The sequence below is a fragment of the Nonomuraea aridisoli genome (genome assembly GCF_003236395.1).
GTDB classification, from domain to species: Bacteria; Actinomycetota; Actinomycetes; order Streptosporangiales; family Streptosporangiaceae; genus Nonomuraea; species Nonomuraea aridisoli.
This window is the reverse complement of sequence record NZ_POUD01000005.1, coordinates 20231-37760: the sequence shown is the minus strand read 5'-3', so window position 1 is coordinate 37760 and position 17530 is coordinate 20231. Positions and strand designations below refer to the sequence as shown.

The 17530-nt window shown below is 70.5% G+C and carries 17 protein-coding genes and 1 pseudogene; 11 read left to right on the top strand and 7 right to left on the bottom strand.

The features are described 5' to 3' along the window. Positions 1-20: 20 nt before the first annotated feature. Together C1J01_RS02365 and C1J01_RS02360 are read left to right on the top strand one after the other, a co-directional pair. Positions 21-911 carry an ABC transporter ATP-binding protein gene (locus C1J01_RS02365; RefSeq protein WP_111175451.1) on the top strand — a complete coding sequence of 297 codons (891 nt, stop codon included), beginning with the start codon at positions 21-23 and terminating at the stop codon, positions 909-911. Further along, a complete protein-coding gene (locus tag C1J01_RS02360; RefSeq protein WP_111175449.1) occupies positions 908-1648 on the top strand; it encodes an ABC transporter permease in 741 nt (246 codons plus the stop codon). The genes C1J01_RS02365 and C1J01_RS02360 overlap by 4 nt, the downstream gene beginning before the upstream one ends. Before the next feature lie 32 nt (positions 1649-1680). On the opposite strand, the gene proC is transcribed toward C1J01_RS02360, so the two are convergent. Both proC and C1J01_RS02350 read right to left on the bottom strand, forming a co-directional pair. Continuing rightward, complete coding sequence (proC, locus tag C1J01_RS02355) at positions 1681-2475, bottom strand: pyrroline-5-carboxylate reductase (RefSeq protein ID WP_111175447.1); 795 nt, start codon at positions 2473-2475, stop codon at positions 1681-1683. Between the two features lie 46 nt (positions 2476-2521). Further along, positions 2522-3403 (bottom strand): proline dehydrogenase family protein, encoded by an 882-nt coding sequence (locus C1J01_RS02350; RefSeq protein ID WP_111175555.1) that lies wholly within the window; start codon positions 3401-3403, stop codon positions 2522-2524. Between the two features lie 67 nt (positions 3404-3470). Here C1J01_RS02350 and C1J01_RS02345 point away from each other — a divergent pair, with 67 nt between their 5' ends. From C1J01_RS02345 to C1J01_RS02315, 7 genes and pseudogenes are all read left to right on the top strand, one after another. Next, positions 3471-3932, top strand: a complete 462-nt coding sequence (locus C1J01_RS02345; protein WP_235854201.1) for a hypothetical protein — start codon at positions 3471-3473, stop codon at positions 3930-3932. A 214-nt stretch (positions 3933-4146) separates the two neighbouring features. After that, positions 4147-6009, top strand: a complete 1863-nt coding sequence (gene dnaK / locus C1J01_RS02340; RefSeq protein WP_111175445.1) for a molecular chaperone DnaK — start codon at positions 4147-4149, stop codon at positions 6007-6009. Beyond that, the gene (gene grpE, locus C1J01_RS02335) at positions 6009-6626 is read left to right on the top strand and encodes a nucleotide exchange factor GrpE (protein ID WP_111175443.1); all 618 of its coding nucleotides are present in this window, start codon (positions 6009-6011) and stop codon (positions 6624-6626) included. The genes dnaK and grpE overlap by 1 nt, the downstream gene beginning before the upstream one ends. 21 nt (positions 6627-6647) lie before the next feature. Beyond that, a complete protein-coding gene (gene dnaJ / locus C1J01_RS02330) occupies positions 6648-7820 on the top strand; it encodes a molecular chaperone DnaJ (RefSeq protein WP_111175441.1) in 1173 nt (390 codons plus the stop codon). 4 nt (positions 7821-7824) lie between these two features. Further along, positions 7825-8112: pseudogene (locus tag C1J01_RS02325) on the top strand (heat shock protein transcriptional repressor HspR); the annotation flags it as partial. Positions 8113-8179: 67 nt separating this feature from the next. Then, positions 8180-10750, top strand: a complete 2571-nt coding sequence (gene clpB / locus C1J01_RS02320) for an ATP-dependent chaperone ClpB (RefSeq protein ID WP_111175437.1) — start codon at positions 8180-8182, stop codon at positions 10748-10750. 409 nt (positions 10751-11159) lie between these two features. Then, the gene (locus C1J01_RS02315; RefSeq protein WP_146615449.1) at positions 11160-11852 is read left to right on the top strand and encodes a hypothetical protein; all 693 of its coding nucleotides are present in this window, start codon (positions 11160-11162) and stop codon (positions 11850-11852) included. A gap of 100 nt (positions 11853-11952) precedes the next feature. Here the strand turns inward: C1J01_RS02315 and C1J01_RS02310 are convergent, their stop codons facing one another. Beyond that, positions 11953-12318: a nuclear transport factor 2 family protein gene (locus tag C1J01_RS02310; protein WP_111175433.1), complete on the bottom strand. Its 366-nt coding sequence runs from the start codon at positions 12316-12318 to the stop codon at positions 11953-11955. After that, a complete protein-coding gene (locus tag C1J01_RS02305) occupies positions 12315-13694 on the bottom strand; it encodes an MFS transporter (protein WP_111175431.1) in 1380 nt (459 codons plus the stop codon). The genes C1J01_RS02310 and C1J01_RS02305 overlap by 4 nt, the downstream gene beginning before the upstream one ends. A gap of 95 nt (positions 13695-13789) precedes the next feature. Here C1J01_RS02305 and C1J01_RS02300 point away from each other — a divergent pair, with 95 nt between their 5' ends. Beyond that, positions 13790-14344 (top strand): TetR/AcrR family transcriptional regulator, encoded by a 555-nt coding sequence (locus C1J01_RS02300; protein ID WP_181448534.1) that lies wholly within the window; start codon positions 13790-13792, stop codon positions 14342-14344. Positions 14345-14391: 47 nt separating this feature from the next. On the opposite strand, the gene C1J01_RS02295 is transcribed toward C1J01_RS02300, so the two are convergent. Further along, positions 14392-14922, bottom strand: a complete 531-nt coding sequence (locus C1J01_RS02295; protein WP_235854200.1) for a tetratricopeptide repeat protein — start codon at positions 14920-14922, stop codon at positions 14392-14394. A 171-nt stretch (positions 14923-15093) separates the two neighbouring features. Between C1J01_RS02295 and C1J01_RS02290 the strand changes: the two genes are divergently transcribed. Next, entirely contained in the window at positions 15094-15414 is a 321-nt protein-coding gene (locus C1J01_RS02290) for a hypothetical protein (protein ID WP_146615448.1), read from the top strand. Positions 15415-15418: 4 nt separating this feature from the next. Here C1J01_RS02290 and C1J01_RS02285 read toward each other — a convergent pair whose 3' ends face one another. Together C1J01_RS02285 and C1J01_RS02280 are read right to left on the bottom strand one after the other, a co-directional pair. Then, the gene (locus C1J01_RS02285; RefSeq protein WP_235854199.1) at positions 15419-16075 is read right to left on the bottom strand and encodes a TetR/AcrR family transcriptional regulator; all 657 of its coding nucleotides are present in this window, start codon (positions 16073-16075) and stop codon (positions 15419-15421) included. A 337-nt stretch (positions 16076-16412) separates the two neighbouring features. After that, positions 16413-17486: a CapA family protein gene (locus tag C1J01_RS02280; RefSeq protein ID WP_111175421.1), complete on the bottom strand. Its 1074-nt coding sequence runs from the start codon at positions 17484-17486 to the stop codon at positions 16413-16415. Positions 17487-17530: the final 44 nt, after the last annotated feature.

The following is a 17530-nucleotide window of genomic DNA, read 5'->3' as shown; positions in this document are numbered from 1 at the left end:
GCGACGGCACGCTGAACCCCATGACAGCGATCCGCGCAACGAACCTGAGCAAACGCTACGGCCGCACCCTCGCCGTGGCGGACCTGTCGTTCGACGTCGAGCCGGGTCAGGTGACCGGTTTCCTCGGCCCCAACGGCGCCGGCAAGTCGACCACCATGCGCATGATCCTCGGGCTCGACCGGCCGTCCGGCGGCTCGGTGCTCGTGGACGGACGGCCGTACGCGGAGTTACGGCATCCGCTGCGCAAGGTCGGCGCGCTGCTGGACGCCAAGGCCGTGCACTGCGGGCGCAGCGCGCGCGACCACCTGCTGGCCATCGCGCAGAGCAACGGCATCCCGGCCGCCCGCGTGGCGGAGGTGCTGGAGACCGTCGGCCTGACCGCCGTCGCCCGACGCCGGATCGGCGGCTTCTCGCTGGGCATGGCGCAGCGGCTGGGCATCGCCGCGGCGCTGCTCGGCGACCCGAAGATCCTGCTGTTCGACGAGCCGGTCAACGGGCTCGACCCGGACGGGATCCTGTGGATCCGCACGCTGATGCGCAGGCTGGCGGCCGAAGGGCGGGCGGTGTTCGTCTCCAGCCACCTCATGAGCGAGATGGCGCAGACGGCCGACCACCTCGTCGTGATCGGCAGGGGCCGGCTCATCGCCGACACGAGCGTGCGGGAGTTCATCGGGCGCAGCTCGCAGGGCTACGTACGCGTCCGCTCGCCCCGGCTCGCCGAGGTGGCCGAACTGGTCAAGATCGGGGAGCTGCGGCCCGACCATCTGCGGGTGACCGCGATGACCCCGCTGGAGATCGGCACCCTCGCGGCGCGGGCCGGGATCCCGCTGGAGGAGCTGACGTACGTGCAGCCGTCGCTCGAAGCCGCGTACATGGAGCTGACCAAGGACAGCCTGGAGTTCACCTCATGATCGACATCATCCGGTCCGAATGGACCAAGATCCGCTCGGTGCGCTCGACGGTGTGGACGCTGGCCGTCACCGCCCTGCTGATGCTGGGCCTGTCCGCCCTCCTCGGCGCCGCGTCCGCGAACTCCGCCGACGAGCCGATGCCGGGCGGCGACGCCGTCGCGATGAGCCTGTCCGGCAGCATGTTCGCCTCGTTGTCCATGGCCGCTCTCGGCGTGCTCGTGATCTCCGCCGAGTACCGCACCGGGGGCATCCGCACCTCGCTCATGGCCGTGCCCCGGCGCCTGCGCCTGCTGACCGGCAAGATCGTGGTCTTCACCGCGGTCGCGCTGGTCGTCTGCGTGGCCGCGTCGGCCGGCGCGATCGCCGTCGGTGTGGCGATCACCCGGCCGCCGTCGGTCGAGATGGCCGAGGTGGTGCGGGCCTCGCTCGGGTGCGGCCTCTACCTGAGCACGTGCGGGCTGTTCGGGCTGGGTCTCGGCACGCTGGTCCGGCACACGCCGGGCGCGATCGTCGCGGCGGTCGCGCTGATCCTGGTGCTGCCCCCGATGACGAACCAGCTCCCGGGCGAGTGGGGCAGGGTCGTCGCCGAGTTCTTCACCACGAACGCCGGCGCGCTGGTGGTCTTCGGCCGGTCCGGCGAGTACCTGGGGCCGTGGAGCGGTTTCGGGGTCTACCTCGCGTGGATCGCCGTCGCGGTGGCCGCCGGCGCGATCCTGCTGCACCGCCGCGACGCCTGAGCGGTGGGCGAGCTCGCGGCCGCGGTGGCCGGTCAGCCCGACGCGAGCTCGCGGCCGCGGTCGCGGGCGGCCTCGATGGCGGCCAGGAACGCGGCCCGCACCTTGTGCCGTTCGAGCTCCGCGATGGCGGCGATGGTCGTGCCGCCCGGCGAGGTGACGGCCTCGCGCAGGATCACCGGGTGCTCGCCCGAGTCGCGCAACATCACGGCCGCCCCGACGATCGACTGGGTGACCATGTCGAGCGCGGCGGCCCTCGGCATGCCGAGCAGGATGCCCGCGTCGACCATGGCCTCGACCAGGTAGAAGAAGTACGCCGGCCCGCTGCCGGACAACGCCGTGGCGGCGTCCTGCTGCGACTCGGGGATGCGCAGCACCTTGCCGACCGGACGCAGCAGCTCCTCGGTGCGCCGCAGGTGCTCCTCCCCCGCGTGGGCGCCGGCCGAGATGACGCTCATCGCCTCGTCGAACCTGATCGGCGTGTTGGACATCACCCGCACCACCGGCACCTCGACCCCGAGCCGCTGCTCCACGAACGCGGTCGTGATGCCGGCCGCGGCGCTGATCACCAGGCGGTCGGCCGGCACGTACGGCGCGATCTCCGCCAGCAGCGTCGCCATGTCCTGCGGCTTGACGGCCAGGATCAGCGTGTCGGCCGCCTTGGCCGCCTCGGCGTTGGAGACCGTGCGCACGCCGTACGTCTCGCGCAGCGTCTGGGCGCGTTCGGCCCTGCGGGTGGTCGCCATGACGTCGTCCGGCTCGAGCCCCGCGCGCAGCAGACCGGACAGCAGGGCCTCGCCCATCTTGCCGGTGCCCAATATCGCGATCATCTTTGTGCCCCTCGACGAATATTGCCTGGTCTGGCAGCGTATCCGGCTAGCGCCGCGACACCAGCGACCGCAGGAAGAACGCCAGGTTCGCCGGGCGCTCGGCGAGGCGGCGCACGAGGTAGGGATACCACTCGTCGCCGTAGGGCACGTAGACGCGCATCCGCGCGCCGAGCTGCGCCTGGCGGGCCTGCTCCCCCGGGCGTACGCCGTAGAGCATCTGGAGTTCGTAGCCGCTCTGGTCGCGGCCCTCGAGCACGGCGAGCGTTGAGGCGATGCGCAGCAGCCGGGGGTCGTGGGTGGCGACCATGGGGTAGGCGGTGCCGGCCATGAGCACTTTCAGGCACCGTACGAACGAGCGGTCGATGTCGATCGGCCGCTTGTAGGCCCCGGGAGCGGTGTAGGCGCCCTTGCACAGGCGTACGCGGGCGCCGCCGAGCTTCTCGCAGCGGTCGAGCGAGTCGGGCAGGTACGCCTGCACGACCACCCCCACGTCGGGATGCTCGCGGCGCAGGGCGGCGTGCACGGCGTGCAGCCCCGGCACGGTGTCGTGCTCCTCGGCGTCGAGCGTCACCGTCATGCCCCTGGACGCGGCGGCGGCGCAGATCTCGGCGGCGTGGCCGAGCGCGAGCTGCTGTGACAGCCGCAGGCCGAGGGCGGTGAGCTTGACCGACACGTCGGCGCCCGTGGGCAGCAGGTCGAGCAGCGCCAGGTAGCCGCGTACGGCCTCCTCGGCCCTGCTCTCGCCGGCGACCTCCTCGCCCAGGTGGGCCACGGTGACGAGCAGGCCCCCGCGGGTCAGGTCGCGCACCACGGCGGCCACGTCGCCCGCGACGTAGCGTTCGACGACACCGGCGGTCAGCGGCGAGGTGGTGACGAGCCGCTCGGCGCGTCGGCTCTTGGAGAGGGCGAGCATGGCCTGACGGAGCACGTGGACCACACTAACTCGCGCCGCTGAACCGGTGACGCGCGTGATCCGTCGTAGGAGTATGCGGACTATGACAACGACTCTTCTGGCCGGTCTGGTGCTCGCGGCGGGCTGCGGCACGCAGGGCGGGTCGTCGGCCGGGCCCGCCGCGACCTCGACGCCGGAGCGGCCGCCGGTCGTGTCGAGCCCGGCCGCCGGCACCCCGTCCACCGCTCCCCCGAGCGGCCCCGAGACCGTGAAGCCGGAGGGTGACGCGGTCAACGTCCGCGAGGTCCGCTGGACCAAGGCCGAGCCCGTGTCGGGCGGCAGGAAGGTCCGCCTCACGTGGTGGTCGGGCGTGGCTCCGTGCACGGTGCTGGACCGCGTCTCGGTGAAGGAGACCGCGAAGAACGTCACGATCACGCTGTACGAGGGCTCCTCACCGAAGGCCAGGGACATGTCCTGCATCATGATCGCGGTCGAGAAGACCACGACGGTCGACCTGGACAAGGCCCTCGGCAAGCGCAAGCTCGTGGACGGCGCCAAACGGTAAGCCTCCCGACAAATCCAGCTACGTCCTGTACGCCACCTCGGAGCGGAACCTTCCTTGGCATGCGCCCCGTTGACCCGGGTATGCGCCGCTGAAACCAGGGAATGCTTTTACGCTCACGAGGGTTGAGTCGAGTAGGCTCAAGTCGTTTGACAAAGACGGCACGCATCCATACGTTGAGTCTGACCGACTCAACTTTGACTACAAGGACGTACTCATGGCACGTGCGGTAGGTATCGACCTGGGGACGACCAACTCCGTCGTCTCGATCCTCGAGGGCGGTGAGCCCACTGTCATCGCCAACGCGCAGGGCTCGCGGACCACGCCGTCCGTGGTCGCCTTCGCGAAGAACGGTGAGGTCCTGGTCGGTGAGGTCGCCAAGCGGCAGGCCGTCACCAACGTCGACCGGACCATCCGCTCGGTCAAGCGGGAGATGGGCACCAACTGGTCCCAGGAGATCGACGGCAAGAAGTTCTCGCCGCAGCAGATCAGCGCCTTCGTGCTGCAGAAGCTGAAGCAGGACGCCGAGGCCTACCTGGGCGAGAAGATCACCGACGCCGTGATCACCGTCCCCGCCTACTTCAACGACGCTCAGCGCCAGGCCACCAAGGAGGCCGGCACGATCGCGGGCCTCAACGTGCTCCGCATCATCAACGAGCCGACCGCGGCGGCCCTCGCCTACGGGCTCGACAAGGAGCAGGACCAGACCATCCTGGTCTTCGACCTCGGCGGCGGCACCTTCGACGTCTCGCTGCTCGACGTCGGCCAGGAGGACGGCCACGGCTTCGTCGAGGTCAAGGCCACCTCCGGTGACAACCACCTGGGCGGTGACGACTGGGACCAGCGCATCGTCGACGAGCTCGTCAAGCGCTTCCAGAACGCCCACGGCGTCGACCTGGCCAAGGACAAGATGGCGCTCCAGCGTCTGCGCGAGGCGGCCGAGAAGGCCAAGATCGAGCTGTCCAGCCAGTCCGAGACGTCCATCAACCTCCCCTACATCACGGCCTCCTCCGAGGGCCCACTGCACCTCGACGAGAAGCTCACCCGCTCGGAGTTCCAGCGGCTGACGGCTGACCTGCTCGAGCGGACCAAGGGCCCGTTCCACCAGGTCATCAAGGACGCCGGCATCAAGGTCTCCGACATCGCCCACGTGGTGCTCGTCGGCGGCTCGACCCGCATGCCCGCCGTCACCGACCTGGTCAAGGAGCTGACCGGCGGCAAGGAGCCCAACAAGGGCGTCAACCCCGACGAGGTCGTCGCCATCGGCGCGGCCCTGCAGGCCGGCGTGCTCAAGGGTGAGGTCAAGGACGTCCTGCTGCTCGACGTGACCCCGCTGTCGCTGGGCATCGAGACCAAGGGCGGCATCTTCACCAAGATCATCGAGCGCAACACGACGATCCCGACGAAGCGCTCCGAGGTCTTCACCACGGCCGAGGACAACCAGCCGTCGGTGCAGATCCAGGTCTTCCAGGGCGAGCGCGAGATCGCCGCGTACAACAAGAAGCTCGCGACCTTCGAGCTGACCGGCATCGCGCCGGCGCCGCGCGGCATCCCCCAGATCGAGGTCACCTTCGACATCGACGCCAACGGCATCGTCAACGTCTCCGCCAAGGACCTGGGCACGGGCAAGGAGCAGACGATGACGATCACCGGCGGCTCGGCGCTGCCGAAGGACGACATCGAGCGCATGATGCGCGAGGCCGAGTCGTACGCCGAGGAGGACAAGAAGCGCCGCGAGGAGGCCGAGGTCCGCAACAACGCAGACGGCCTGGCCTACCAGACGGAGAAGTTCCTCCGCGAGAACGACGACAAGGTCCCGTCCGACATCAAGACCGAGGTCAACGACGCGCTGGCCGAGCTGAAGAAGGCTCTTGAGGGCACCGACACCGACGTCATCCGCACCTCGGCCGAGAAGCTCGCCACGGTCAGCCAGAAGATGGGCTCGGCGATCTACGCCGCGGGCCAGCAGGGCGGCGGCGCCGAGGGCGCTCCGCAGGACGCCGCGTCCGGTGCCGGCCAGAAGGCCGACGACGACGTGGTCGAGGCCGAGATCGTCGACGACGAGCCGAAGGACAAGTGATGCCGCCGCGTGAAAACGGGCACGAGGAGCCGGTGATCCGCGACAACCGCAAGATCGACCCGGAGACGGGCCAGGTCCGCGAGCACGCCCCCGCGGACGGGGCGGCCGAGCAGCCGCCCGCCGCGGAGGCGGCGCCCGCCCGGGCGCCCGCCGGCAGCGAGGAGCTGCAGGCGCAGCTCGCCGAGCGCACCGCCGACCTGCAGCGTCTGCAGGCCGAATATGTGAACTACCGCAAGCGCGTCGAACGCGACCGCGTCGCGGTCAAGGAGCAGGCGGTCGCGAGCACGCTCATGGAGCTGCTGCCCGTGCTCGACGACATCGGCAGGGCGCGCGACCACGGCGAGCTCACGGGTGGCTTCGCGAAGGTGGCCGAGTCGCTGGAGGCGGCTCTCACCAAGCTGGGGCTCACCCCGTTCGGGCAGAAGGGCGACCCCTTCGACCCGATGGTCCACGAGGCGCTGATGCACAGCTACTCGCCGGACGTGACCGAGCCGACCGCGATCGAGGTGCTGCAGCCCGGCTACCGCATGGGTGAGCGGGTGCTGCGCCCGGCGCGGGTCGCCGTCGCCGAGCCCGAGGACGCCCCTCCCGCGTCCAATGACGAAGAAGACAACTGACACGAGGACGAAGGGCCGTAGATGAGCACCAAGGACTACCTGGAGAAGGACTACTACGCCGTCCTTGGTGTGCCCAAGACCGCCACCGCCGACGAGATCAAGAAGGCGTACCGCAAGCTGGCGCGCCAGTACCACCCCGACAGCAACCAGGGCGACGCGACCAAAGAGGCCAAGTTCAAGGAGGTCTCCGAGGCCTACGACGTCCTGTCCGACAGCAAGCGCCGCAAGGAGTACGACGAGGCGCGCACGCTGTTCGGCTCCGGGGTGGGCGGCCAGCGGGCCGGCGGTGGCGGGTTCCCGTTCGACTTCGGCGACCTGTTCGGCGGCACCGGGCAGAGCACGGGCGGGGGCGCGGGCGATCGGCTCGGCGATCTTTTCGGCGGGCTGTTCAACCGGGGTGGGGCCACCCGTACCGGCACCACCACCCGCCCGCGACGCGGCCAGGACGTCGAGTCCGAGGTCACGCTGACGTTCACCGAAGCGGCCGAGGGCACCACCGTGTCGCTCAGGCTGACCAGCTCGGCCGCCTGCACCGCGTGCAGCGGCACCGGCGCCAAGGCGGGCACGACCCCCAGGGTCTGCCCCACCTGTGAGGGCACCGGCGCGGCCAGCCGCAACCTGGGCAACTTCGCCTTCTCCGAGCCCTGCCGCGACTGCAAGGGCCGCGGGCTGATCGTGGACGACCCCTGCCCCGTGTGCGAGGGCAGCGGCCGGGCCAAGAGCACCCGTACGATCCAGGCCCGCATCCCGGCGGGCGTGGCCGACGGCCAGCGCGTCAAGCTCAAGGGCAAGGGAGCGCCGGGCGAGAACGGCGGCCCGGCGGGCGACCTCTACATCCAGACGCACGTCAAGCCGCACGCCGTGTTCGGCAGGGCGGGCGACAACCTGACGATCACCGTGCCGGTGACGTTCACGGAGGCCGCGCTCGGCGCCGAGATCAAGGTGCCGGTGCTCAAGGGCCTGCCGGTCACGCTGCGCATCCCGCCGGGCACGCCCAACGGGCGTACGTTCCGCGTACGCGGCAGGGGCGTCACCCGAAAAGACGGCACCAAGGGCGACCTGCTCGCCACGGTCGAGGTCGTGGTGCCGCAGACGCTCGACGACAAGTCACGCGAGCTGCTCAACGAGTTCAACACCGCGACCGCGGGAGAGGACCCGCGCGCTGAGCTCATTCAGCGAGCCAGAAGCGAGTAAGCCGATGGACGCCAACTACTTCGACCTGTCAGACGACACCCCTGTCTATGTGATCTCGGTGGCCGCGCAGCTGTCGGGCCTGCACCCGCAGACCCTGCGGCAGTACGACCGGCTGGGGCTGGTCAGTCCTGGGCGCACGGCGGGGCGCGGCCGCCTCTACTCCACGAGAGACATCATCCAGCTCCGCGAGGTGCAGCGGCTCTCCCAGGAGGAGGGCATCAACCTCGCGGGGATCAAGCGGATCCTCGAGCTCGAGAACGACAACCTCCGGCTGCGCGAGGAGGTCCACCGCCTGCGCGCCGAGATGCGCATGATCCGGGCTCTGATCCGCTACGAGCTGCCACCGGGGGCCTGAGGACATGGATTACAAGCTCACCCAGAAGAGCCAGGAAGCGCTCTCGGGTGCCATGCGGCGCGCCGCCGCCGAGGGCAACCCCGAGATCTCCCCGGCTCACCTGCTGACCACGCTGCTCTCCCAGACCGGCGGCACAGCCGTGCCGCTGCTGGAGGCGGTCGGCGCCGACTGGCGCGCGATCCGCGCCCGCGCCGAGGAGCAGCTGGCGGCGCTGCCGAAGGCGCAGGGGGCGACGGTGGGGGCCCCGTCTTCCTCGCGCCAGCTGCTGACGGTGCTCAACACCGCCGCCCAGCACGCCAACCGGCTCGAAGACCTCTACGTCTCGACCGAGCATCTCCTGGTGGGCCTGGCCGCCGACGGCGGCCAGGTGGCCGAGCTGCTGAAGTCGCAGGGTGCGACCTCGCAGGCGCTGCTCGACGCCTTCGAGAAGGTACGCGGCAATGCCCGCGTCACCAGCGAGACCCCGGAAGACACCTACCAGGCGCTGGAGAAGTACGGCGTCGACCTGACCGAGCGGGCCCGCAGCGGCAAGCTCGACCCGGTCATCGGCCGCGACTCCGAGATCCGCCGCGTGGTCCAGGTGCTCAGCCGGCGCACGAAGAACAACCCGGTGCTGATCGGCGAGCCCGGCGTCGGCAAGACCGCCGTCGTCGAGGGCCTGGCCCAGCGGATCGTGGCCGGCGACGTGCCGGAGTCGCTGCGCAACAAGCGGCTGATCGCGCTCGACCTGGGCGCGATGGTGGCCGGCGCGAAATACCGCGGCGAGTTCGAGGAGCGGCTCAAGGCCGTGCTCTCCGAGATCAAGGAGAGCAACGGGCAGGTCGTGACGTTCATCGACGAGCTGCACACCGTCGTCGGCGCGGGTGCCGCCGAGGGCGCGATGGACGCCGGCAACATGCTCAAGCCGATGCTGGCCCGCGGCGAGTTGCGCATGATCGGCGCGACGACGCTCGACGAATACCGCGAGCGCATCGAGAAGGACCCGGCGCTGGAGCGCCGCTTCCAGCAGGTCTACGTGGGCGAGCCGTCCGTCGAGGACACCATCGCGATCCTGCGCGGGCTCAAGGGCCGCTACGAGGCCCACCACCAGGTGCAGATCGCCGACAGCGCGCTGGTGGCCGCCGCCGCGCTGTCCGACCGCTACATCACCAGCCGCTTCCTGCCCGACAAGGCCATCGACCTCGTCGACGAGGCCGCCTCGCGGCTGCGCATGGAGATCGACTCCCGTCCGGTGGAGATCGACCAGCTCCAGCGCGGCGTCGACCGGTTGAAGATGGAGGAGCTGGCCCTGTCGAAGGAGACCGACGAGGCCTCCGTGCAGCGGCTGGAACGGCTGCGCCAGGAGCTGGCCGACCGCCAGGAGGAGCTCAACGCCCTCGTCGGCCGCTGGGAGCAGGAGAAGGCCGGCCTCAACAAGGTCGGTGAGCTGAAGAAGCAGCTCGACGAGGCGCGCGGCGCGGCCGAGCGGGCGCAGCGCGACGGCGACTTCGAGACCGCCTCCCGCCTGATGTACGCCGAGGTGCCGCGGCTGGAGCAGGCCCTCAAGGCCGCCTCCGAGGCCGCGCCGCCCGAGAACGCCATGGTCAAGGAGGAGGTCGGCCCCGACGACATCGCCGAGGTGGTCTCGTCCTGGACGGGCATCCCGGCCGGGCGGCTGCTGGAGGCCGAGACGGCCAAGCTGCTGCGCATGGAGGAGGAGCTGGGCAAGCGTCTCATCGGCCAGCGGCAGGCCGTCCAGGCGGTCTCCGACGCCGTACGCCGCAGCCGGGCGGGCATCGCCGACCCCGACAGGCCGACGGGCTCGTTCCTGTTCCTCGGACCGACCGGGGTGGGCAAGACCGAGCTGGCCAAGGCGCTGGCGGAGTTCCTGTTCGACGACGAGCGGGCGATGACCCGGATCGACATGAGCGAATACTCCGAGAAGCACAGCGTGGCCCGGCTCGTCGGCGCGCCTCCCGGTTACGTCGGCTACGAGGAGGGGGGCCAGCTCACCGAGGCCGTCAGGCGGCGCCCGTACACCGTGGTGCTGCTCGATGAGGTGGAGAAGGCCCATCCCGAGGTCTTCGACATCCTGCTGCAGGTGCTCGACGACGGGCGGCTCACCGACGGCCAGGGCCGTACGGTCGACTTCCGCAACACGATCCTGATCCTCACCTCCAACCTCGGCTCGCAGTTCCTCGTCGATCCCAAGCTGGAGAACGACGCCAAGCGCGAGGCCGTGATGGTGGCGGTGCGGGCCGCGTTCAAGCCGGAGTTCCTCAACCGGCTCGACGACGTGATCGTCTTCGACGCGCTCGGCACCGAAGAGCTGACCCGCATCGTCGACCTGCAGGTCGACCGCCTGGCCCGGCGCCTGGCCGACCGCAGGCTGACGCTGGAGGTCACGCCGGCCGCCCGCGACTGGCTGGCCTTGACCGGCTACGACCCGATGTACGGCGCCCGCCCGCTGCGCCGCCTGGTCCAGTCCGCCATCGGCGACAAACTCGCCAAGGCGGTCCTGTCCAGCGAGATCATCGACGGCGACAAGGTCAACGTCGACCTCGGCGACGACGAACTCCTCATCCAACGCGCCTGACCGCCCCCACCCCGCCCGGAAGCGACCACAGCGGGGACCGCGCCGGAGCCGCTGTCACCTGAAGGGTGCACAGCGGCCCGAGCGGGGGTTCAGGCCAGGGCTCGTGAAGGCGCCGCCTCGTCCAAAGGAACGGAGACAGCGCAACCACCGCAGCGCGGGACTGCGCGGAGCGAGGGGTTGCGAGGGAGCTGCCGTCGTCTGGGGGAGCGGAGGGAGCGCAGCGACCGGAGCGGGGGAAGACGGCGGCATCAAAGGCGACCGAGCCGGCCTCGCGAAGCGAGGCCCATAAGCACAGCCATAAGCACGTAAGGTTCGCTTCACTCTTCGGATAAGCGGCGCGCCGCCCGGCGAGCCGCGTCGCTACGGTCACGTTCCGTCAGATCAGCGATACCGATCAGAGGGACGTGCAGTGTCAGTGCAGAAGATCCGGAGCATCGTCGCGACCGCCGCTCTGGCCGCGGGGGTCGGCTGCTTGTCCACCGGCCCGGCGTCCGCGGACTCCTGCGCGACGGCAGACCGCGCGCTGCTGTCGTCCACCGCGATCGCCTCCTACTGCGATCGGCACGCCGCGACGCGGCTCCGTGAGACCGTCTCGGGCAGCGGCCGGTTCGTCACCGATGAGAGCGTCAGGCTGGCCATGGCGGCCGGCGAGCTGGCCCGCGACCTCGGGCTGACCGGCCTCGCGGCGGCGAGGCCGGTGCTCGGCACGGCCGACCTGGGCGGCGTGGCGGCCACCTGGGGCATGCCGGCGCTGACCTCGGCCTCCCCCGCCGGTCTCCCCCTCGCTCCCGACCCGCGCACGCTGAAGGACCTGTCGACCGCGGCGGGCGTCGCCTCGCTGCCGATGTTGCCGCAGGTGCCGGAGATGGCGGAGACGGCGGAGACGACGCTGGGGGTCGGCCTGCCGGAGGTGCGGTTCGACCGCGGCGTGCGCGTCTCCGACGCCGACCTCGAGTCGCCGCCGCACTTCGCCAAGCCCGTGCAGGAGATCGGCGAAGAGGTGATGGACGTGCTGCTGCCGAAGGCGATGGAGAGCGTCGAGGGCACCTCGACGCTGGTGCGCGGCGTCACGGCGATCGCGCCGGGTCTCGGAGCGCGATGAGCCATCCTGTCCGGGCGCGGATCGTGCCTGCCGCGCCCGGCTTCCCATGATCGAAGAGGCCGCGGTCACCGGCGACCGCGGCCTCTTCGCCCAAAGAGACTCAGCGCCCGACGAACTGATGATCGCTGCGGATCAGCCCGTGCTCGTCGAGCACGAGGAAGTCGAAGCCGACGGAGTCGACCTCGCCGGTATCGCGCCTGACCATCTCCCACGTCAGCCGCACGGCGTGATGGTGCCCCTCGGCGCCGGCGCCCGCACGGAAGACATAGGTTCCAGGCGCGACCCACTGCTCGTACGCGCCGGCGACGCGCTCCTCCAGCTCGGCGTGGCCGTGGAATTCGCGGGTGGGCGTGTAGTGGGCGGCGTCCGCCGCGAACAGCCCGGCGACGGCCGCGCGGCGGGTCTCGGCGTCGGGTTCGTTCCAGAGGGCGGCGTAGCGGTGCGCGAGGTCGTTCAGGTCTGTCATGCGATGCTCTCCTCTTTGACACGGGTACGGACGCCGGCGGCGCGCGGCACCAGCTGGACGAGCCCGGCGACGGCCAGGCCGATGGCGATCAGGTAGATCAGCCCGTGCTGGAACGCCTGACTCACCCCGCCAGGCAGGCTGCCGTAGAACACGATCCCGACGATGCCGACGCCGAGCGCCGAGCCGACCTGCTGGGTGGTCGTGAGCACCCCGGCCGCGGCGCCGGCCTGCTGCGGCGCGACCCTGGCCAGCACGGTCCCCATGATCGGGGCGAGCGCCAGCCCCATGCCGAACCCGTCCACGGCCAGCGCCGGCGTCAGCCAGCCGACGGCCGCCCCCGAGGCGACCACGGCCAGCATCGCGACGAGCCCGGCTGCCCTGATCAGCCCGCCCAGGGCGATCGCCTGACGGCCGAACCACGCGACGAACCGGGGTGCGAGCAACGAGGCCGCCAGATATCCCGCGCCGATCGGCGCGAAGATCAGGCCGGCCTGCAACGCGTCCAGCCCGACGCCGTCCTGGACGTACAGGGCGAAGATCAGGAAGTACGCGGACATGCCCATGGTGAAGGCGAGCTGGGTGAGCAGGCCGGCGGTGAAGGCCCGCTCGCGGAACAACGTCAGGTCGATCAGCGGCGACGAGTGCCGCCGCCCGGCGTAGGCGGCGAAGAGCACGACGGCGGCGACCGGCGACGCCCACGTCCACAGCGGCCAGCCCTGCTCGCGTCCCTCGATGAGCGGCAGCAGGATCGCGACCAGGGCGAGCGTGACGAGGACGGCGCCGCCCAGGTCGAGCCGTACGGACGCGCCGGGGCGGCTCTCGGGGACCACACGGCGGGTCAGGGCGAGCGCGGCCACCCCGATCGGCACGTTGACCAGGAAGCACGCCCGCCAGCCGAGCCCGAACAGGTCGGCCTGGATCAGCAGGCCGCCGATGAGCTGGCCGAAGACGGCGGCCAGCCCCATGGTCATGGCGTACGCGTTGAGCGCCCTGGCCTGGGCGGGCCCGCTGTAGGCGGTGCGCAGGATGGCCAGCACCTGGGGGGCGAGCACGGCGGCGGCGAGCCCCTGGGCGACACGGGCGGCGATCAGCGCGCCGGCACCGGGAGCCAGGCCGCAGCCGATCGAGGCGAGGGTGAACAGGGCCAGGCCGGCGGCGAACATGCGGCGCCGGCCGAGGACGTCGCCGAGCCGTCCGCCGAGGACGAGACCCGAGCCGTAGGCCAGGCCGTACCCGGCGACGACCCACTCGATCGCGGCGGGGCCGGCGTGCAGGTCGCGCTGGATGGCGGGGATGGCGACGTTGACGATGAAGAAGTCCAGGATCGTGAGGAACACGCCGGTCAGCACGGTGGGCAAGGTGCCCGCGCGGGGCATGGCGACTCCGATAGATAGAATGGTTGGTATACGCAGAGGCTCATTAGATAGAATGGGCGATCTACTGTCAACCGCGTGCCAGGATCGATGGTGTGATGAGCAGACCCGGACCCCGCGAACGACTCCTCGAAGCAGCGGGCGACCTCACGTACGAACAGGGCGTCCACGTCGGCGTCGATGCGATACTCAAGCGCGCCGACGTCGCGCGGCGCTCGCTCTACCAGCACTTCGGCGGCAAGGAAGGGCTGATCGCCGAGACGCTGCGGCAGAAGCAGACCGGCGTCGCGGCCCGTTACCGCCAGGTGATGGACGACGCCGGCGACGACCCGCGCGACCGGATCCGCGCCGTCTTCGACGAGCTGGAGAAGATCACGACCGCGCCCTCGTTCCACGGCTGCCGTTACACGGCGGCGGAGCTGGCCCTCACCGACCCCGACCATCCAGCCCACGCCGAGGTGCGCGCGTACAAGGACGGGATGCATCAGCTGTTCGCCGACGAGCTGCGCCGGCACGGGCACCCGGCGCCCGATCGCGGCGCCGACCAGCTGCTCGTGCTCGTGGACGGCGTGCTCGCGCACGCCGTCACCCGCCCCGACGCCCACCCGGCACTGGCCGCGCGCGACCTGGCGGAGCTGGTGATCAGGGCATGACGAAGGGGGCCCTGCCGGTCACGGCGGGCCCTCCCGGGGCTCAGGCGTCAGGAGACGAGCGCGTCGAGCTCGTCCTCGGGGAGCCCGAGGTCGACCCGGATGCGATAGCGCGTGCGCAGCACCGCCACCTGTTCGGGATCTCCCTCGTCACACCCCAGGGCCGCCTGGGTCGCCCATTCGAGCCCTCCTTGCAGATCGCCGTAGGCGACCAGCGTCTCGGCGATCGTGTGAGCGGTCGCCGTGGAGACGTCGCCCTCGGCGCGGATCGTCTCGATGACCTCCCTCGCCTCATCAGGCCGGTCGAGCTCGAACAGCGTGTCGGCGATGCCGGCCCGCGGGTCGAAACCCGCGTCGCCACCGTCCTGTACCGCGCGCTGGAAACACTCCATCGCGCGCACGGGCTGGCCCGCCGCTCGCCACTCCTCGGCGGCGAGGACCAGGATGGACGCCCTGGAGACGTCGCCGGAGGAGTAGTCGAGCGCGACGTCGTAGAGCCGACTGGCCAGGGAACTGTGGTCGTCGGCCAGCAGGGCCTGCTCAAGCAGATGATCAAGGTGCTCACGGGTCACATGCGCCACACCGCGAGACTACCGAGCGACTCGGGTCTTTGCCCGGTCAATCCGCATCGCCGGTCCCGCACATATTCGGTAACGTCTCGCCCAATCGCCCGGCGGATAGGCGTGTCCATGCAGGTCGGAGGGCATACAACAAGCACTTTGCCGCCACGCGAGCGGAGGGACTGTATGGGCATGTCCAAGCAGCTGACCTTCACGCTGGCCTGTGCTGTCGTCCTGTCGGCCGTCGTTCCCGGAGTGGCCGGCTATCTGTCGGCCCGTTTCGAGGCCATCGAATCCGCCGAACGCAACCTGCGCGCCATTGAGGCCCGTCTCGACGTGCGCGAGGCCAGAGGTGCGCGTCCGGTCTCGTTCGCGCCCTGCGGGCGCACGCCCGACGCTCCGCGGTTGCAGGAGCTGCCGGCGGCCGCGCTCGGCGACGACGAGAGCAGGAAACGCTGGGCCCGCGACATGCCGGCCTGGCTCGAAGAGGTCGAGCAGGCCGGCCGCAACTGACCGCCTAGTGCGGCGACCACGACTTGAGCTGACGTGACAGGAAGCCCCTGATCAGGTGTTTGGCCGCGTCGATGATCTCGGGGTCGCCGTCGGGGTCACGGCGGAAGGCCAGTTTCAGTACGGCGTCGCCGGCCTCGACCGCCACCAACACGGCCAGGTCGAGCGCCGCGCTGTCGGCCAGCCCGAACTCCTTGAGGAACAGCCCGCGCAGCCGTCCGGCTATCACGGTGTTGTTGTCGGAGTCGGAGTCGAGCAGGTTGAGGTCGACGACGTCGCCGAAGTGCAGGCTCTTGAATCCCGAGACCGTGCGGTGCATGTCGACGTAGATGTCGATGATCGCGTCGACCGCCTCCCACCAGCCGCGGTAGTCCTCCTCGAGGAAGCGGCGGTCGACTCTGCGGACGAACTCCTCGACGTTGCGCCGGGTGAGCTCCTGGGTGATGGCGCGTTTGTCGGGAAAGAACTGGTAGACCGACCCGATCGCCACACCCGCCCGCTCGGCGATGCGTGTGGTCGACAGGGCCTCGTAGCCTGCCTCGTCGAGCAGTTCGGCGCAGGCGTCGAGCATGCGCTCGACACGCCGGGCGCTGCGGCGCTGCGCGGGTCTGCGTCTGAGGGCTTTGGGGGTGGCGCACTCGTCATCCGGTTGCGGCGAAGACACGAACTTATCTTCTCCCGTTTGGGCGATCAATACCTGCCAATTTGCGGATTTCTCGGGGGACGCCCCGACCTGGCCCGTCTGCTCATGGCAGGCGGTGAAATCCCGGACAGGGCATAACCGATTTTCCCCTCCAGGCCGGCCGATACAACAGCCCAATTTCGGTCACGTTCTACAGAGGCCGCCCCCGACTCCCTGACCGGCCGCCCCCGTCCGACCGTGGCGGCGCCTGGGGGGCGGAGAACGTCCCGGCATTCGTCACAACAATGTCCGGCACGCCATATATATCGACGAAATTCCGCGCGAATTCCTCCACTGTTCGACACCGCGGCAACTCCTGTCAGGGTTTCGCGGACAGCCCCGTACAGGAACGCAGCTGCTTCCAGTCGGCCACGGCCTGCGTCCGGGCGGTCCCCTTCATCGGTACGGGAATGCCTCCCTGGATGGTGGCCGGCGTCCAGGCGTCCTTGAGGATCTTGCGGCCGTTGATGGTCAGGGTCAGGACCCCGGTCCTGCCGGTGGTGGCGGGGTTGGAGTTGTAGAAGACGAAGTTGCCCATGCCGTAGTTGACGTACGCGTCGTCCAGGTAGCCGGAGCCGAGCAGGATGTGCGCGTGCCCGCCGACGACCACGTCGGCCCCCGCCTTGACCAGCTTGGGGGCGAGCGAGAGCTGTGCCTCGTTGGGACACTTCTGCAGCTCGGTGCCCCAGTGCAGGTGGACGATCACGGTGTCGGAGTCCTTGCGCGCCTTCTTGACGGCCCGGAGCAGCGCGGCCTCGTTCTTGGCCGAGGCCAGGCCGCCCTGGTCGGCGGTGGCCGTCCACGACTGGATGAACTCGGCGTCCATCACCTGCGTGGCCCCGATGATCGCCACCCGGTTGCCGTTCACGGTCTTGCGAAAGGGCCGGTACGCCTGCGCCGCGTCCTTCCCGATGCCCACGACGGGGAACTTGCTGCTCTTGGCGGCGGCCAGCGAGTCGGCGAGGCCGGTCTGCATGTAGTCCATGCCGTGGTTGTTGGCCATCGACGCGACGTCCACCCCGGCCGCCTTCAGCGCGGTGAACGCGCTGGACGGGGCGCGGAAGGTGTACTGCTTGCCCGGTGCGGGAGTGCCGCCCGTGGTGATGGCCGTCTCCAGGTTGACCATCGCTAAGTCGGCCTTGCGCAGCACGCCCGCGATCGGCCCGAGCGCCGTGCGCGGGTTGGCGAGACGGCCGCGCAACATCCCCTCGAAGTGCACGTCCCCGCCGAAGGCGATGGTGAACGGCCGCCGCTCCGGCGTCGGCTCCTCGGTCGGTTCGGCCGCCACCTGCTGGTCGACGGGGGCCAGCTGCGGCTCCCGCTCCGGCGCCGGGGAGCACGCGGCCAAGGAGGCGACCACGGCGAACAACGGGAGGGCACGGGGGATTCTCATCTGCCGCCACTTCCGCTCGAATCCTGACATATTGGCATCCGAGC

Coding starts and splice junctions, on each gene's coding strand:
- C1J01_RS02360 (WP_111175449.1), top strand. CDS start 908: ATGATCGACATCATCCGGTCCGAATGGACCAAGATCCGCTCGGTGCGC.
- C1J01_RS02280 (WP_111175421.1), bottom strand. CDS start 17,486: ATGAGAATCCCCCGTGCCCTCCCGTTGTTCGCCGTGGTCGCCTCCTTG.
- grpE (WP_111175443.1), top strand. CDS start 6,009: ATGCCGCCGCGTGAAAACGGGCACGAGGAGCCGGTGATCCGCGACAAC.
- C1J01_RS02365 (WP_111175451.1), top strand. CDS start 21: ATGACAGCGATCCGCGCAACGAACCTGAGCAAACGCTACGGCCGCACC.
- dnaK (WP_111175445.1), top strand. CDS start 4,147: ATGGCACGTGCGGTAGGTATCGACCTGGGGACGACCAACTCCGTCGTC.
- proC (WP_111175447.1), bottom strand. CDS start 2,475: ATGATCGCGATATTGGGCACCGGCAAGATGGGCGAGGCCCTGCTGTCC.
- C1J01_RS02300 (WP_181448534.1), top strand. CDS start 13,790: ATGAGCAGACCCGGACCCCGCGAACGACTCCTCGAAGCAGCGGGCGAC.
- C1J01_RS02345 (WP_235854201.1), top strand. CDS start 3,471: ATGACAACGACTCTTCTGGCCGGTCTGGTGCTCGCGGCGGGCTGCGGC.
- C1J01_RS02290 (WP_146615448.1), top strand. CDS start 15,094: ATGTCCAAGCAGCTGACCTTCACGCTGGCCTGTGCTGTCGTCCTGTCG.
- C1J01_RS02305 (WP_111175431.1), bottom strand. CDS start 13,694: ATGCCCCGCGCGGGCACCTTGCCCACCGTGCTGACCGGCGTGTTCCTC.
- C1J01_RS02310 (WP_111175433.1), bottom strand. CDS start 12,318: ATGACAGACCTGAACGACCTCGCGCACCGCTACGCCGCCCTCTGGAAC.
- dnaJ (WP_111175441.1), top strand. CDS start 6,648: ATGAGCACCAAGGACTACCTGGAGAAGGACTACTACGCCGTCCTTGGT.
- clpB (WP_111175437.1), top strand. CDS start 8,180: ATGGATTACAAGCTCACCCAGAAGAGCCAGGAAGCGCTCTCGGGTGCC.